Below are 13962 nucleotides of genomic sequence, written 5' to 3' on the forward strand. Positions count from 1 at the left end.
AGGGATGCCTCACCGCCCTTGGCTTGTCGATCAGGATTCGGCGCCGTAGACGTCGAACTTGAAGTACTTGTCGTTGATTTCCTTGTACTTTCCGTTCTTGCGGATGGCGTCGATCGCGGCATTCAGTTTGTTGACCAGATCGGTCTCGCCCTTGCGCACGGCGATGCCGGCGCCCGGTCCGAAGATATCGACCGGCTGCGGCGAAGGCTGACCGAGGATCTTGCAGCAGGCGCCGTCCGGCGAATCCAGCCACTGCTGCAACACGACGATGTCGTCCTCGATGGCGTCGAGACGGCCATTGGCGAGGTCGGCCTGTTCCTCGGGGCTGCTCGGATAGCCCTTGATGGTGCTGTCGGTGTAGGTCTTCGAAGCATAGTTGTAATGCGTGGTCGTGGTGGCGACGCCGATGTTCTTGCCGGCGAGGTCTTCCTTGGTCACGCCCTTGAGCGGCGAATCCTTCGGCACGGCGATGGCCGACGGGGTGTTGTAGTATTTGTGGGTGAAGTCGACCTTCTCGGCGCGCTCGGGCGTGATCGACATCGAGGCGACGATGGCGTCGAACTTGCCGGCCTGGAGCGCCGGGATGATGCCGTCCCAATCCTGCGCGACGAAGGTGCACTTCACCTTCATCTCGTCGCAGAGCGCCTTGGCGATATCGATGTCGAAGCCGACCAACTGGCCGTCCGAGGTCAGGTTGTTGAAGGGCGGATACGCGCCTTCGGTGCCGATCCTCAGGGTCTTTTCCTGAGCCTGGGCGACGCCAAGTGTCAGCAGCGCGGCCGAAGCGGCAAGCGCGATACGCAGTGCAATACGCATGGTAATCCTCTCATATTGTCATGGCCGCTGTCCCGTGCGGCTCTTGTGGGCGGAGCTTCTTTACCGCCCGCTGAGGCGGATACTCCCACTCTTTCCAAGAAAAAAGCAACTGCAAATCAACGCCAAACGACAATCAGGATGTGCCGCTGCGTTACTTGGTTTGAGCCACGAGACCTGTGCTGCGCTCGACAAAGTCGGCTATCGATTTCGTGTCATCGAGATCGAAAACCGGCAACGTTTCGCCTTCGATTGTAAAGTCGGCCGCAATGGCGACAATGTTGGGATCGTTGGCCGAAAGCGGCGTCCGGTCCTTGGCCTCGAGTCGCCTTGCCTCGATCTTCTTATGCGCTTGGCGCTTATAGCCTTCGACCAGCACGATATCCGAAGGCGCCAGGCGCGCCAGGATGTCGTCCAGCGTCGGTTCGTTCTCTCCGCGCAATTCGTGCATCAGCGCCCAGCGCCGGCCGGAGACGATCGCGACCTCGGTGGCGCCCGCCTGCCGATGGCGGAAGCTGTCGGCGCCCGGCTTGTCGATGTCGAAGTCATGGTGGGCGTGCTTCACCGTCGAAACCGTCCAGCCGCGCGCCACCAGTTCGGTGACCAGCTTTTCCGTCAGGGTCGTCTTGCCGGAGTTCTTCCAGCCGGTGATGCCGAATACGCGTCTCATGGCCCGAGGCTTTGCAACAGACGCTCCGCCGCCGCAAGGTCGTCCGGCGTATTGACGTTGAAGAACGGATCGATCTTCTGGTTGCCGGCCTCGATCATGGGGAATTCGACCTCGACATAGCCTTGCCGCTCCATGAAGGCCGAAACCCGCCGGTTGTCCTCGTCGACCATGAAATGACGCAAGGCGTCGCGCAGGCCGAGCGGCCAAAGCGCGAAGGTCGGGTGCCATCTGCCGCCCGAACTGGCGACGGCGATCGCGCCAGGCCGGTCGTGAACTGCCGCGACCAGGCGCTCGACGAGGTCGTCGGGGAAGAACGGCGTGTCGCCGGCGGCGCTCATCAGCCACCGGCAGCTCGTTTGCGTCGCCGCCCATTCGAGGCCAGTGAGAATGCCAGCCAGCGGCCCGGCATGGCCCGGCACCGTATCCTCCAGCACCGGCAGGTCCAGGGCGGCAAACCGCGCCGGATCGCCGTTCGCGTTGAGCCCAAGGATCGCGACCTGCGACTTCAATCGGCGGGCGACATGATCGATCAGTCTGTCATCACCAAGCGAAAGCAACGGCTTGTCGCCGCCGCCCATCCGGCGCGCCTGGCCTCCCGCCAGAATGATCCCTGCGACATGTCGGTCCATCGGCCTATATGCCGTCCGGCGCCATGTCGGGTCCAGCGCTTTCAGCGGCGGGTTGCCGCCTGCCGACGACGCGCTCGCGGTAGAGCGCATAGAGGCCGGAGCCGATGATGATGACTGCGCCGACGATCATGGGCAGGTCTGGGACGTCGCCGAAGATGACGAGGCCGAGCAGGATCGACCAGAGCAGGGCGGTGTAGCGGTAGGGTGCGATGAAGGAGATGTCGCCCGAGCGCATCGCCATGATGATGAACTGATAGCCGATGAGCACCAGCACCGCCGCCAATGCCAACAGAGCTGTCGCCTTGCCGCTCATCGGCGTCCAGCCGCCCATCGGTGACAAAAGCAGCGCACCAAGGACCGTCATGGCAAGCGCGGTCGCCGTCGACACCAGCATGGTCGGGATCGCCTCGGGGATGCGCTTGGTGGAGAGGTCGCGCACGGCGCAGCAGGCGACGCTGGCCAATGCCACCAGCGAATAGACACTGAACCCTTCGAAACCCGGCCGCACGATGATGAGCACGCCGACGAGACCGGCGGCAATGGCGGTCCAACGTCGCCAGCCGACGCTTTCGCCGAAGACCAATGCCGCGCCCATGGTGACCGCCAGCGGCAGAGCCTGCATGACGGCCGAGACATTGCCGATCGGCAGATGCGCAAGCGCGATGAGGAACGACACGGTGGCGCCCGCTTCGCCGGCGACGCGCATGGCCACCATCGGCTGCAGCATGGCGGCCGGATTGGCAAGCGCGCCGCGCCGCCAGGCCAGCAGACCGACGAGGAAGGATGCGAAGGCGCCGCGCACCAGCATGACCTGCGCCATGTTCATCGATTCGGAAGAGAATTTGGTGATCGCGTCGTTCAAGGTGAAGCCGACCATGGCCACGATCATGAACAGCGCGCCGCGCAGATTTGGCGAGAGAGGCAAAGGCGTTTCCGGATTCTATTTTAATTCAGCCGTCTAGCAGGCAGCCGGTTTAATTCAGCCGTCTAGCAGGCAGCCGGAAAACAGCAACGGCAAAGAAATGGGCCACGAATTTCTGCGTGGCCCATGAGATCGATCTGCCGAGCTTTGGAAGGCTTACTTCGGCGTCAGAACTTCGGTGCCGTTGCCGTTCTGGCCGGCAATGGTCCACAGCCCGTGCAGGGAGCCGTCCTTCTCGATCTTGTAAACGACGAGACCGATCTCCTTGCCCATCGCATAGCCGGCGGAAAATGCATTGTCGTTGCGCATGCAGATGCCGTCCGAGGTCGAGCCGCCGGTTTCCCAGTGGATCGTGCAGGTCGTGTCGCTGGTCAGCGTGATGGTTGCCTCGCCGCCATATTTCGAGCCGTCGAAATTGGTGCCGGCAACGTTGTAGGTGCCGCCGATCGACTGAGCCGCGGCCGATACGGAAGCAATCCCGAGCATTGCAAGTGAAAGCATGAATGTGCGCATGTGCACTCCCCCTAGCGCGAAAAACGCGCCGCGAAGGCTAGGCCGGAAAAGCTTGGCGGTAAATCGGCGGGAAGGTAACGCGGGCGCTTTATTTTCCGGAGAGCCGGCTGGCCTCAGGGGCCGCGCAGGCTGTTGGCGATGGCGCCGACCAGCGGGTCGTATTTAGCCTTGAGCGCGGCGGGATACTCGATCCAGACGGTACGTATGACGTCGTCCTTCCCGAAGAGGCGCCGCTCGTAGAAGATCTTGCCATCCCTGGTGCCGGAAAGCACCGCCCAATCCTTGCTGGTCTTGCTGTAGGTGACCTTGTAACCCGGTTCGGTGCTGGCTTTCTCCTGAGCGACGAAACCTTGCGGCGTGTCGTTGTCGACATTGTAGATGCCGGAACAGGTCAGGCTGGCGCGGTCGGCGCTAAGCCATTGCTGCCCGTCGCCATTTTCCGGCTCGGGCATCGGCTTGTCGAAGATCTCGTCGGGGAATGTGCATGACTGGCCGAATCGCGCATTCACGTAGGTGAACGGCTTGGCCGTCGCCTCGGTCGTCGTGATTATCGATAGGGATACGACAGCCGCCAGTGACGACAAGCCGAAGCGCTGCGGACGTTGCATGATCCCCCCTTCGGTCGATGACCAGAAGAGATCATGCATCAATCAGTGGAAAAAATCAGCCGCCGGTGACGCTCATATGCCGCGACACCGAAGGGCGGCTGGTGCGGCGGTCGATGATGAAATCATGGCCCTTGGGCTTGCGGCCGATGGCCTCGTCGATGGCCTCGCCGAGCAGTTCGTTGCCTTCGGAGGCGCGCAGCGGCGCCCTGAGATCGGCGGCGTCCTCCTGGCCGAGGCACATATAGAGCGTGCCGGTGCAGGTCAGCCGCACGCGGTTGCAACTTTCGCAGAAATTGTGCGTCATCGGCGTGATGAAGCCGAGCCGGCCGCCGGTCTCGGCGACATGGACATAGCGGGCGGGGCCGCCGGTCTTGAAAGGAATATCGGAAAGCGTGAACTGGCGTTCCAGCGACGCGCGCAGTATCGACAGCGGCAAATACTGATCGGTGCGGTCGGCCTCGATCTCGCCCATCGGCATCGTCTCGATGAGGGTGAGGTCCATGCCGCGGCCATGCGCCCAGCGCATCAGTTCGGGGATCTCGGCGTTGTTGAAGTCGCGCAGCGCAACCGCGTTGAGCTTGATCTTCAGCCCGGCCTTCTGCGCGGCGTCGATGCCTTCCATCACCTTGCCGAGATTGCCCCAGCGCGTGATCTGGTGGAACTTCCCGGCATCGAGCGTATCGAGCGAGACGTTGATGCGCTTGACACCGCAATCGGCGAGCTCTGCGGCGAAGCGCGAAAGCTGCGAGCCATTGGTGGTCAGCGTCAGCTCTTCCAGGGCGCCGCTCGCGAGATGCCGCGACAGCTGGCGCACCAGATGCATGATGTTCTTGCGCACCAGCGGCTCGCCGCCGGTCAGCCGCAGCTTCTTCACGCCCTTTTCGATGAAAACGGTGCAGAGCCGGTCAAGCTCTTCCAACGACAGCAGATCCTTCTTCGGCAGGAAGGTCATGTCCTCGGCCATGCAATAGGTGCAGCGGAAATCGCAGCGGTCGGTGACCGACACGCGCAGATAGCTGATCGTGCGACCGAAGGGGTCGATCATGTCCATTTGCAAGCGTTTCCCATGGCCTGAGCGGCGTCGTTATATATAGCTATGTGATACGATCCAATGCCGCATTCAAGATAGAATGTCTCGATCTTTGGTAACATTCCCCGACCGACATCGCGTGTCGGCTGCTTTCTAATGATCCTTTTCGGATCGCGCGAAGCGGCGTAGGGAAGGGCGCAACCCAGACAGGACAGCCATGACCGCGCCAAAGGAACTCAGGGTCTCGAAGGACCGCAAGCTCTTGACCGTGACCTTCCCCGGCCACCAACCGTTCGAATTGCCGGCGGAGTTCCTGCGCGTGGCCTCGCCATCGGCGGAGGTGCAGGGCCATTCGCCGGAGCAGCGGGTGACGGTGCCCGGCAAGCGCAATGTCGCGATCCTCAAGATCGACCCGGTCGGCAATTATGCTGTGCGCATCACCTTCGACGATTTCCACGACACCGGCATCTTCACCTGGAGCTATCTGCATACGCTCGGCCACGAAAAGGACGAGCGCTGGAACGCTTATCTTGCCGAGCTGGCCGAGAAGGGACTGAGCCGAGATCGCTAGCCTGGCGCATGGCATCCAATTTCGGCAGCCGGCTGTCGTCAAGGCGTCATGGACATGGAGTAGCGCCGGCAAAAGGTCAGGAGGCGAAAAAGATGTCGCTCATCACATCCGTCGAACAGCTCGAGGCCCTTTACGGGTTGCCGAGCGAGGCTTCGGTCGTCAAGGAGCTCGACCATGTGATTCCCGAATATGCCGCCTTCATCGAGGCGTCGCCCTTCGTGGCGCTGGCGACCAGCGGGCCGGAGGGACTCGATTGTTCGCCGCGTGGCGATCTCGGGGGCTTCGTACGCATCGTCGACGACAAGACACTGATGATGCCGGACAGGCGCGGCAACAACCGCGCCGATTCGCTGAAGAACATCATTCGCGATCCGCGCGTCGGGCTGCTCTTTCTGGTGCCGGGCTCGGGCACTACGCTGCGCGTCAACGGCCGCGCTCATATCACAACCGATGCCGGGCTTTGCGCGTCCTTCATGGTCGACGGCAAGCCGGCTCGCTCGGTCACCGTCATCGATGTCGACACGGTCTATTTCCAATGCGCCCGCGCTATCGTGCGCTCCGAACTGTGGAACCCGGCTAGGCATGTCGATCCGAAGTCGCTGCCGACGCCCGGCCAGATCCTCGAGGTCACCAGCCGCAAGAACATCGACGCCGCGGCCTATGACAGGGAATGGCCGGAGCGGGCGAAGAAAACCATGTGGTAATCGGAAGCCGGCTCAGGCTTCCTTCAGCACGTCGGCGATCTTGCGCATCTGCTCGCCGATCATGTCGCACTGCTCCGGCGTCGATTGGCTCATCGCCTTCTCGATCAGCGCCATGTGAACCTTCAGCGCCTTCATCAGCAGGGCTTCGCCCACCTCGGTCAGGTTCAGCCGCAGCACCCGCTTGTCCTTCTCGTCGCCCTCGCGGCGAAGCAGGCCGCGCGCCTCGAGCTGCGGCAACAGCATGGTGATGTTGGAGCGGCCGACCAGCAGCTTGCGGGCAAGATCGTGCTGCGACATGCCTGGGTGGCGATAGAGGTTCATCAGCACGTCGAGCTGCGCCGGCTTGAGGTCGAGCGGGGCGAGCTTCACCGCCAGCGTGCGCTCCAGCACATGGCAGGCGCGCGCCACCGCAACCCAGTTGCGAAAGCGAGGATTGTCCCAGGGCAGCTCTTGTTTAATGTTCATGTTTGAACTATTATGTTCATGCTTGAACGAATGGATGGATCGCCAATATGGCATCATTTGGATTGAAGGTCATCCGCGGCGTCTTTGGCGCGGCCGAGCATGTCATGCCACGTCTTGGCGGCCGCGCCGCATTCGAATTGTTTTGCCGCACACCCAATGCCAGATCCTTGAGCGACGGTGAGCGTCGTGCTGTCGACCGCGCCTCGGACTTCATGGCCGAGGCGCGCCACCACCGGCTGAAGACCAGGACGGACTGCGTGGCGGTGCATGAATTCCGCCCGGAGCCGGGCAGGGAGTCTCGCGGAACGGTGCTCGTCATCCATGGCTGGCGTTCGCGCACCGAATATATGCGCGCCCTGATCGAAGGGTTTCGCGGCGCCGGCTACAAGGTCGTCTCGCTCGACCTGCCCGGGCATGGCCATTCGCTCGGCCGCCATCTCAACATGGTGACCGCCGTGGACGCGGCGCGGGTCGCCGGCGAATGGTTCGGGCCCTTTGCCGCGGTCGTCGGCCATTCCTTCGGCGGCGCGATTGCCGCCAATGCCGTCGCGGCATCGGTCAAGGGCATGCCGCCGCTTAAGGCGCAGAAACTGGTGCTGATTGCCGCGCCGAGCTCGCTGCCTGCAATCTTCGACGATTTCAGCGACATGATGAATGTCGGGCCGCGCTCCCGCGTCGCCATGGCGGATCGGGTAAAATATCTGTCGGGCCGGTCGCTCAGCGAATTCACCGGCGACCGCCAACTTGCGGAGGCGCCGGTGCCGACGCTGATCATCCACGCGCCGGACGATCGCGAAGTCCATGCCGACCATGCGAAGCGTTACGCGGGCGCCGGAGAGCATGTCCACCTGCATTGGGCCAATGGGCTTGGCCATCGCCGCATCCTCGCCGACAGGGAGGTCGTTGCGCGCGCGGTCGGTTTCGTGACCGGGCAACGCGAAACGACACTGCACTAGGGCTTGTTGAGATTCATCGTGAGTTTATGACGGCGGCAGCGAGATGGATGATGGCACTGAAACTCTGGTCGGTTTTGTCGGCGCGCATGGCGATACGTTTGAATTCCTTGAGTTTGCAGAAGAAGTTTTCGATCAGATGACGCCATTTGTACATCTCGGCATCGAGCGGCAGCGGCTTTGCACGGCGCGGGTGCTGAGAAATGACGACCTTGGCGCCGCGCTCGTTCAGATCGGTGATGATGACGTTGCTGTCGAAGGCCTTATCGGCGATCAGAGCGTCGAAGCAGAGGCCCGCGATGAGCGGTTCAACACCGACCGTATCGAACCGCTGGCCCGGCAGCAGGACAAAGCGCACGAGATTGCCAAGCGCGTCGGTAAGCGCCAAGATCTTGGTCGTCATGCCGCCTTTGGAGCGACCAATGGCCTGGCTCTGAGTCCCCCTTTTGCGCCCTGGCCGTGGCGATGGACTTTGACGATGGTTGCGTCGACCATGGCGTATTCCATGTCCGGTTCGTCCGAGCAGGCCTCGAAAAGCCGAATGAAAACATCGGCTTTGACCCAACCGCGGTATCGCGTGAAGACGCTGTTCCACTTGCCGAAGAAGGCTGGCAGATCGCGCCATGGGCTTCCAGTGCGCACGATCCAAAGAACCGCTTCAACAAACAGGCGATTGTCACCTCCGCTTCGTCCAGGGTCTATCGCCTTACCCAGACAATGCGGTTCCATCCTCGCCCACTGGGCGTCCGTCAGCACGAATCGTTCCATCAAAAGCTTGAATCACGACCAAGCCAAGATGGGAATCCTGAATATCAACAAACCTTAGATCGTGATGGCGTTTCGTTGAATCGCCGTCACGATCTAACTTTTTGTTGGAGCATGATCTTTCCCCGAAACCGGTTCCCACTTTTCGGGATCATGCTCTAGGAGATTTGCGAGCCTGCGTTCGGTCCTGGGCCGCCGCCGCCAAGGCGTGGCTCTGTTCCCGCCAGCAGCCGCTGAATGTTGGCGCGGTGGCGCAAGATCACGTAGAGGCTGCCCGCGATCACCAGCAACCGATATGGCAATGGTTGCTCCAAGCCGCAGACAAGCGCGACCGCCGTCAGCGCCGCCAGCATCGAGCTCAGGGAAACGATCCGGAAAAGAGCGAGTGTGGCCGCAAATGCCGTGGCGGCACCCAATCCTACAGGCCATGACATCGCCAGCAGCACGCCAAGTCCCGTCGCGGCGGATTTTCCGCCGGTGAAATTCAGCCAGATCGACCGGCCGTGCCCCAGCAGCACGGCAAGTCCGGCCAGGCAAACGAGCCAGGGAGCCAAGGTCTGCAGTTCTAGCGCCATCGGTGGCGTGGCGGACGATATCGCGTAGCACCAGGGATAGAACCAGCGAACAAAGACGACCGCCGCCACGCCTTTCAGCACGTCGACAAGCAGAACCGCCAATGCCGGCCATTTGCCCAAGGTTCTGAGCACGTTGGTCGCGCCGGTGGATCTGGAGCCGTGCTCGCGTATGTCGATGCCCTTGAGAAGTTTGCCGGCCAGATAACCGGTGGGCGTGGAGCCGAGCAGATAGGCGACCGTCAATCCAACCGCACTTGCTATCCAAAAAACCATTGGGTCGATTGATCCCAGACGTTGAGGGAAACTGTGATCAGTCGGCCTTCTTTTTCCGCCCCGGCTCGACCGGCAGGCCAGCTGCCTTCCAGGCGGTGTAGCCGCCGAGGATGTGCTTGACCGGCGTCAGTCCCATGTCCTGCGCCGTCTTGGTGGCCAAAGCCGAGCGCCAGCCGCCGGCGCAGAAGAAGACGAAGGTCTTTCCGCTGGCGAAGAACGGCTTGTGATAGGGGCTTTCGGGATCGATCCAGAATTCCAGCATGCCGCGCGTCACGTGCTTGGCACCGGGGATATTGCCATCGCGCTCGACCTCGCGCGGATCGCGCAGATCGACGAAGATGGTGTCTTCGTCCTCCAGCAATCCGGCCGCTTCCTCGGGCGACACAACCTCGATCTCGGCATTCGCCTCGTCGAGCAGCTGGCGATAACCTTTCTTCACGGCAAATCCTCCGACTGCTCAAATTGCCCGGATTTCCAGCATAACGGCCGGAGCTTATCACGTCCGGGCCAGTTTCCGCCGATGTCTGGCGCAACGCCGCAAGCATGGCGCGAACCGAGGCAGGTCACACCGTCTCACAATGATGTGAAACTGTTCTGCAACACGGCTGCGAAAATTTATGAAAGCTTAACGAAATCGGTATGAATCGGTATAGTCACGTCATACATCCGCCATGCGGAGGGCGGGACCGTCCAGCGGCGCGGAACGGGAACCGGTTGCAACCGGTGCGGGTGAAGCATGAAAGTCCTCAGGAACAAGAAAACCCTCCTGCCGATCGCAATCGCAGCAACGCTCGCCTTCGGACAACAGCCGGCAAGCGCGCAAGGGCTGTTCGACATGCTGTTCGGCGGCGGTATCCGGCATAATCCGCAAGGTGAATTTCCGCCGCCGCCGAAGCCACGCAAGATACGGCCGGCAGAGCCCGACGGAGGCGGTGGTGTCAGGATCAGCAGCCCGACCTACAACACCTACAGGGCCGACAAGCTCGTTCGCGTCGATTTCAAGTCGCTGCTGCCGGCACCGCAGCCGGCGACCGCGCAGGATGCCGCCTTTGTGCCGTCCGTGACGGGCAACAGCTTCCGCGACGCCGTCGCAGGCTTGAGTGATTACGAGCTGTTTGCCGAGCCGGATATCGCCAAGGCACTGATCGCCTATTATTCGGCCAACCCGGATTTCATCTGGGTGAGCGACAACGTCCCCAACAGCCGAGCTCAGGATGCGGTGCGCGTCCTGGGCGAGGCGGCAAGCTACGGCCTGACGCCGGCCGACTATTCCGTCGACGTTCCGGCTGCCGCGACTGCCGCTACGCCCGAAGAGCGAACCAAGGAACTGGTCCGCTTCGAGATGGCGCTGTCGGCGCGCGTGCTGCGCTATGCGCAAGATGCCCAGAGTGGCCGCGTCTACCCCAACCGGATGACCGGTTACTACGATTTCCCGGCCAAGCCGTTCGATCTCGAAGGCGCGCTGAAGACGCTGGCGCATACCCAGGAGGTCCGCACCTATCTCGAATCGCGCCACCCGCAGAATGCCGAGTACCAGGCGCTGCGCGTCGAATTGGAAGCGCTCGAGGCGAGCGAGGAAAACGAGATCGTCGTCGATCCGAAGCTGTTGCTCAAGCCCGGCGAGAGCAGCCCGGAACTGCCGAAGTTGCTGACGCTTATTTCCCGCAATCTCGATGATGAGATGGGTGGCAACTATGGCGAGGTGCTCGCCAGGCTGGGCAAGAGCGAGCTCTACGATCCCGAACTGGTGCCGGTGATCAAGGCCGTGCAGCAGCGCGCCGGCATGAAGGGCGACGGCGTCATCGGCCCGCGCACCGTGGCCTCACTGGCCGGCGCCTCGAAGGCCGACAAGATCGAGAAGGTCAAGGTGGCGCTCGAGGAACTGCGCTGGATGCCGTCGGATCTCGGCAGCCCGCGCGTCTTCATCAACCAGCCGGCCTTTACCGCCAGCTATATCGACAATGGCGAGGAGAAGCTGAAGACCCGCGCGGTCATCGGCCGGGTCACCAACCAGACCGCCTTCTTCTACAACCAGATCAAGCAGGTCGACTTCCACCCCTATTGGGGTGTGCCGCAGTCGATCATCGTCAACGAGATGCTGCCGAGGCTGCGCAGCGACCCGGGCTATCTCGACCGCGCCGGCTATGAGGTGACGGATTCGCGCGGCAAGCGCATCCCGTCCTCGGCGGTCAATTGGGGTGCCTATGGCGCCAACATCCCCTTCAGCGTGCGGCAGCAGCCGAGCGAAGCGAATGCCTTGGGCGAATTGAAGATCCTGTTCCCCAACAAGCATGCCATCTACATGCACGACACGCCGCAGAAGTCGTTCTTCGCACGCGACATGCGCGCGCTCAGCCATGGCTGCGTGCGGTTGCAGGATCCGCGCGGCATGGCCGCCGCCGTGCTCGGCACCTCCGTCGACGATATCGCCGAGAAGCTGAAGCATGGGCATTCGACCGAGAATGTCACGCGTGTCATCCCGGTCTATGTCGCCTATTTCACCGCATGGCCAGACATGTCCGGCAAGGTCGAGTATTTCGACGACGTCTATGACCGCGATTCCAAGCTGATGCAGGCGCTCGACGCGACCGAAGCGGTGCGCACGCCGTCAAGCTGAGCGCTGTCTACTTTCAAGCAATTCCGGACGGAAGGCCACGGCGAAGCCACCGAACCCGACCGCTTCACACGTTTCTTGGAAGTGCCTTGATGAGCGGCCGGCGGAAGCCGGCGTCGCGCCCGGCGATAAGCCAGTAGACCAGCCCGGCCACGAGGCCGGCGGCGGCGATGATGCCCATGTCGGCCCAGCGTTCCGGATCATCGGCGGCGTCCGGCCAGATCAACATGAAACCGGCAGCCGCGGCGGCAGCGCCGAACAGCATGTGCAGCCAAAAGCTTCGCAACGAAAGGAACTCGGCGATCAGGGCGAAAACCAGCGTCTGCATTCCGGTCAGGATGATCGCCAGGAAGTAGACGAACATGCCGAGAGGCGGCACCACCAACACGGCGACTGGGGTGAACTCCATGAGCTCGAAGTAGCCCGGCGCGTTGGGCAGCGAGCTCAGTATCGCGTAGATCACCACCACTGCGATCAACCCGACAAGCACCGCGACCAGATAGCCGACAAGCACCATCAGGATGCGCTTCAGGACGTAGCCGATCATTGCCATGCACCCCCGTGCCCGCAATCATGGCGGGCAGTCAGCCACCAAAGTTGTGACGATGCAAGGGCGGTTTGTCGCGCTGGCTCCGCGCGGCGCCAAGGTCTTCAAGCGCCACCACACAGATGCTGGGAATCGGGCAGGGCCCATGCGCCTTTGGCGGCGAGGTCGACGGCGTAGTAGACCATGCCGCGCAGGTCGTCTTTCGGGCAGTCGCGCGGGATAGCGATCAGGCATATGACGACCGGATCGCCGACCTTGGAACTCGCCAGTCCCGGTTCGCGGTCATAGGAGACCGCCGTGCCGCCGTTGGTAAATCTCGCCGCGCTGCCGGCTTCCGGGCTGGCGGCTTCCAGCGGGTCGTCACCCAGCCTCGTCGTCAGCGCCGTGATATGGGTGAAGCCGCATTTGCCGATCGATACGGGCAAGAGCTGATCGGTTGGCTTCAGCGTCCTCGCCGCAAGGTCGAGCGCCTTCTTGCCGATGAGCGCGATGTTGTAGTCCTGCACCCATTGCGGCGCATTGCCGTAAGTCTGCAGCGCATTGTTCTGCGCGCTGACGATGCAGGCTGCGTCCGTCTTGCAGGCATTCCGATCGGCGACCAGTTTCCTGGCGATCCCGCGTTTGTCGCCGCCGAAGGCGGGCTCGAAACCGGCATAGGCCTTGGTGACCAAAGCATCGATGGCTGACATTTGCGGGTCGGCGCAGATCGCCTTCTCGGCTGGCAACTGCGCCTTTCGGCAGTCGAAAGAGGGGCCATCCGCGAGCGCCTGGCCCGATGTCCCAAGCATCGATGCGGCTACCAGCAGGGCGTTAGCGCAGATGTGAAGCCGCATGTCTGTCCCCCGGTCCGGCTTGTTTCGACGATCAAGTCTATGCCGAACGCAAGCACCGCGAAATGGCGGAGGCAGGCAACCGAACGAGGCCTATTTGGGTTCGCCGGTCACAGGATCGTAGGTGATTTGGACCTTGGCCTTGTCGGTGGTGTAGTAGGTGACGGTGTAGCCGTCGCTATCCCAATCGACCTCCTTCACATAGCGGAAGTCGGTGCGGTGCTCGACCTTGGCGACAATCTCGGACAATTTCTTTGCATTTTGCGGCGGCAGCGGCTGGTCGTCTGCTGCGAAGGCTTGTCCACTGACAAGCAGGAAAGCGATACAGGTTGCTAAAACAACAGTGCGCATGAGAGCCCTCAAATCTCGTCGGCGTAAGTGCCGTCAGAAACTCGCACGCAGGCGGGTTGGTTCCGCAGCGCCGCAATAGCGGGTTTTTGCAGCGCATGCCTCGATGTGACCGATCCTTGCCGGCGGAAA

18 protein-coding genes are annotated in these 13962 nt (G+C 62.2%); 4 read left to right on the forward strand and 14 right to left on the reverse strand.

Going from position 1 to position 13962, the window contains the following annotated elements:
* Positions 1-30 precede the first annotated feature (30 nt).
* From FJ430_RS20705 to moaA, 7 genes are all read right to left on the reverse strand, one after another.
* Positions 31-816, reverse strand: coding sequence for an ABC transporter substrate-binding protein (locus FJ430_RS20705; protein ID WP_140657866.1), 786 nt, complete (start codon positions 814-816; stop codon positions 31-33).
* Positions 817-967: 151 nt separating this feature from the next.
* On the reverse strand, positions 968-1483 hold the full coding sequence (gene mobB / locus FJ430_RS20710; RefSeq protein WP_140709909.1) for a molybdopterin-guanine dinucleotide biosynthesis protein B: 516 nt from the start codon (positions 1481-1483) through the stop codon (positions 968-970).
* A complete protein-coding gene (gene mobA, locus FJ430_RS20715; protein WP_140709911.1) occupies positions 1480-2112 on the reverse strand; it encodes a molybdenum cofactor guanylyltransferase MobA in 633 nt (210 codons plus the stop codon). The genes mobB and mobA overlap by 4 nt, the downstream gene beginning before the upstream one ends.
* Before the next feature lie 4 nt (positions 2113-2116).
* Positions 2117-3037 carry a DMT family transporter gene (locus FJ430_RS20720; RefSeq protein WP_140709913.1) on the reverse strand — a complete coding sequence of 307 codons (921 nt, stop codon included), beginning with the start codon at positions 3035-3037 and terminating at the stop codon, positions 2117-2119.
* A 153-nt stretch (positions 3038-3190) separates the two neighbouring features.
* Positions 3191-3547 carry a hypothetical protein gene (locus FJ430_RS20725; RefSeq protein ID WP_140709915.1) on the reverse strand — a complete coding sequence of 119 codons (357 nt, stop codon included), beginning with the start codon at positions 3545-3547 and terminating at the stop codon, positions 3191-3193.
* A 113-nt stretch (positions 3548-3660) separates the two neighbouring features.
* Positions 3661-4155 carry a hypothetical protein gene (locus tag FJ430_RS20730; protein WP_181175551.1) on the reverse strand — a complete coding sequence of 165 codons (495 nt, stop codon included), beginning with the start codon at positions 4153-4155 and terminating at the stop codon, positions 3661-3663.
* Between the two features lie 55 nt (positions 4156-4210).
* Positions 4211-5206, reverse strand: a complete 996-nt coding sequence (gene moaA, locus FJ430_RS20735; RefSeq protein ID WP_140657860.1) for a GTP 3',8-cyclase MoaA — start codon at positions 5204-5206, stop codon at positions 4211-4213.
* Positions 5207-5402: 196 nt separating this feature from the next.
* Between moaA and FJ430_RS20740 the strand changes: the two genes are divergently transcribed.
* Together FJ430_RS20740 and FJ430_RS20745 are read left to right on the forward strand one after the other, a co-directional pair.
* Positions 5403-5756 (forward strand): gamma-butyrobetaine hydroxylase-like domain-containing protein, encoded by a 354-nt coding sequence (locus tag FJ430_RS20740; RefSeq protein ID WP_140642588.1) that lies wholly within the window; start codon positions 5403-5405, stop codon positions 5754-5756.
* A 92-nt stretch (positions 5757-5848) separates the two neighbouring features.
* Positions 5849-6460, forward strand: a complete 612-nt coding sequence (locus FJ430_RS20745; RefSeq protein ID WP_140657856.1) for a pyridoxamine 5'-phosphate oxidase family protein — start codon at positions 5849-5851, stop codon at positions 6458-6460.
* A 12-nt stretch (positions 6461-6472) separates the two neighbouring features.
* Here the strand turns inward: FJ430_RS20745 and FJ430_RS20750 are convergent, their stop codons facing one another.
* The gene (locus FJ430_RS20750) at positions 6473-6925 is read right to left on the reverse strand and encodes a MarR family winged helix-turn-helix transcriptional regulator (protein WP_140709917.1); all 453 of its coding nucleotides are present in this window, start codon (positions 6923-6925) and stop codon (positions 6473-6475) included.
* A 47-nt stretch (positions 6926-6972) separates the two neighbouring features.
* On the opposite strand from FJ430_RS20750, the gene FJ430_RS20755 reads away from it, so the two are divergent.
* A complete protein-coding gene (locus FJ430_RS20755) occupies positions 6973-7881 on the forward strand; it encodes an alpha/beta hydrolase (RefSeq protein WP_140709919.1) in 909 nt (302 codons plus the stop codon).
* 13 nt (positions 7882-7894) lie between these two features.
* On the opposite strand, the gene FJ430_RS20760 is transcribed toward FJ430_RS20755, so the two are convergent.
* The 3 genes from FJ430_RS20760 to FJ430_RS20770 all read right to left on the reverse strand — a co-directional run bounded on the left by FJ430_RS20760 (position 7895) and on the right by FJ430_RS20770 (position 9930).
* A protein-coding gene (locus FJ430_RS20760) for an IS5 family transposase (protein WP_226891807.1) occupies positions 7895-8646 on the reverse strand; the annotation gives its coding sequence in 2 pieces (ribosomal slippage) (positions 7895-8316 and positions 8316-8646; 753 coding nt in all).
* 155 nt (positions 8647-8801) lie between these two features.
* Positions 8802-9491 carry a glycerol-3-phosphate 1-O-acyltransferase PlsY gene (gene plsY / locus FJ430_RS20765; protein WP_140708980.1) on the reverse strand — a complete coding sequence of 230 codons (690 nt, stop codon included), beginning with the start codon at positions 9489-9491 and terminating at the stop codon, positions 8802-8804.
* Between the two features lie 37 nt (positions 9492-9528).
* A complete protein-coding gene (locus FJ430_RS20770; RefSeq protein WP_140657848.1) occupies positions 9529-9930 on the reverse strand; it encodes a rhodanese-like domain-containing protein in 402 nt (133 codons plus the stop codon).
* Between the two features lie 297 nt (positions 9931-10227).
* Between FJ430_RS20770 and FJ430_RS20775 the strand changes: the two genes are divergently transcribed.
* On the forward strand, positions 10228-12108 hold the full coding sequence (locus FJ430_RS20775) for a L,D-transpeptidase family protein (protein ID WP_140657847.1): 1881 nt from the start codon (positions 10228-10230) through the stop codon (positions 12106-12108).
* A 64-nt stretch (positions 12109-12172) separates the two neighbouring features.
* Here FJ430_RS20775 and FJ430_RS20780 read toward each other — a convergent pair whose 3' ends face one another.
* The 3 genes from FJ430_RS20780 to FJ430_RS20790 all read right to left on the reverse strand — a co-directional run bounded on the left by FJ430_RS20780 (position 12173) and on the right by FJ430_RS20790 (position 13833).
* Positions 12173-12652, reverse strand: a complete 480-nt coding sequence (locus FJ430_RS20780) for a hypothetical protein (protein ID WP_413467794.1) — start codon at positions 12650-12652, stop codon at positions 12173-12175.
* Between the two features lie 104 nt (positions 12653-12756).
* Positions 12757-13341 (reverse strand): hypothetical protein, encoded by a 585-nt coding sequence (locus tag FJ430_RS20785; RefSeq protein ID WP_226891812.1) that lies wholly within the window; start codon positions 13339-13341, stop codon positions 12757-12759.
* Positions 13342-13575: 234 nt separating this feature from the next.
* The gene (locus FJ430_RS20790; protein ID WP_140657845.1) at positions 13576-13833 is read right to left on the reverse strand and encodes a PepSY domain-containing protein; all 258 of its coding nucleotides are present in this window, start codon (positions 13831-13833) and stop codon (positions 13576-13578) included.
* Between the last annotated feature and the right edge of the window lie 129 nt (positions 13834-13962).

This window comes from Mesorhizobium sp. B2-8-5, from assembly GCF_006440675.2.
Taxonomy (GTDB): Bacteria; Pseudomonadota; Alphaproteobacteria; order Rhizobiales; family Rhizobiaceae; genus Mesorhizobium.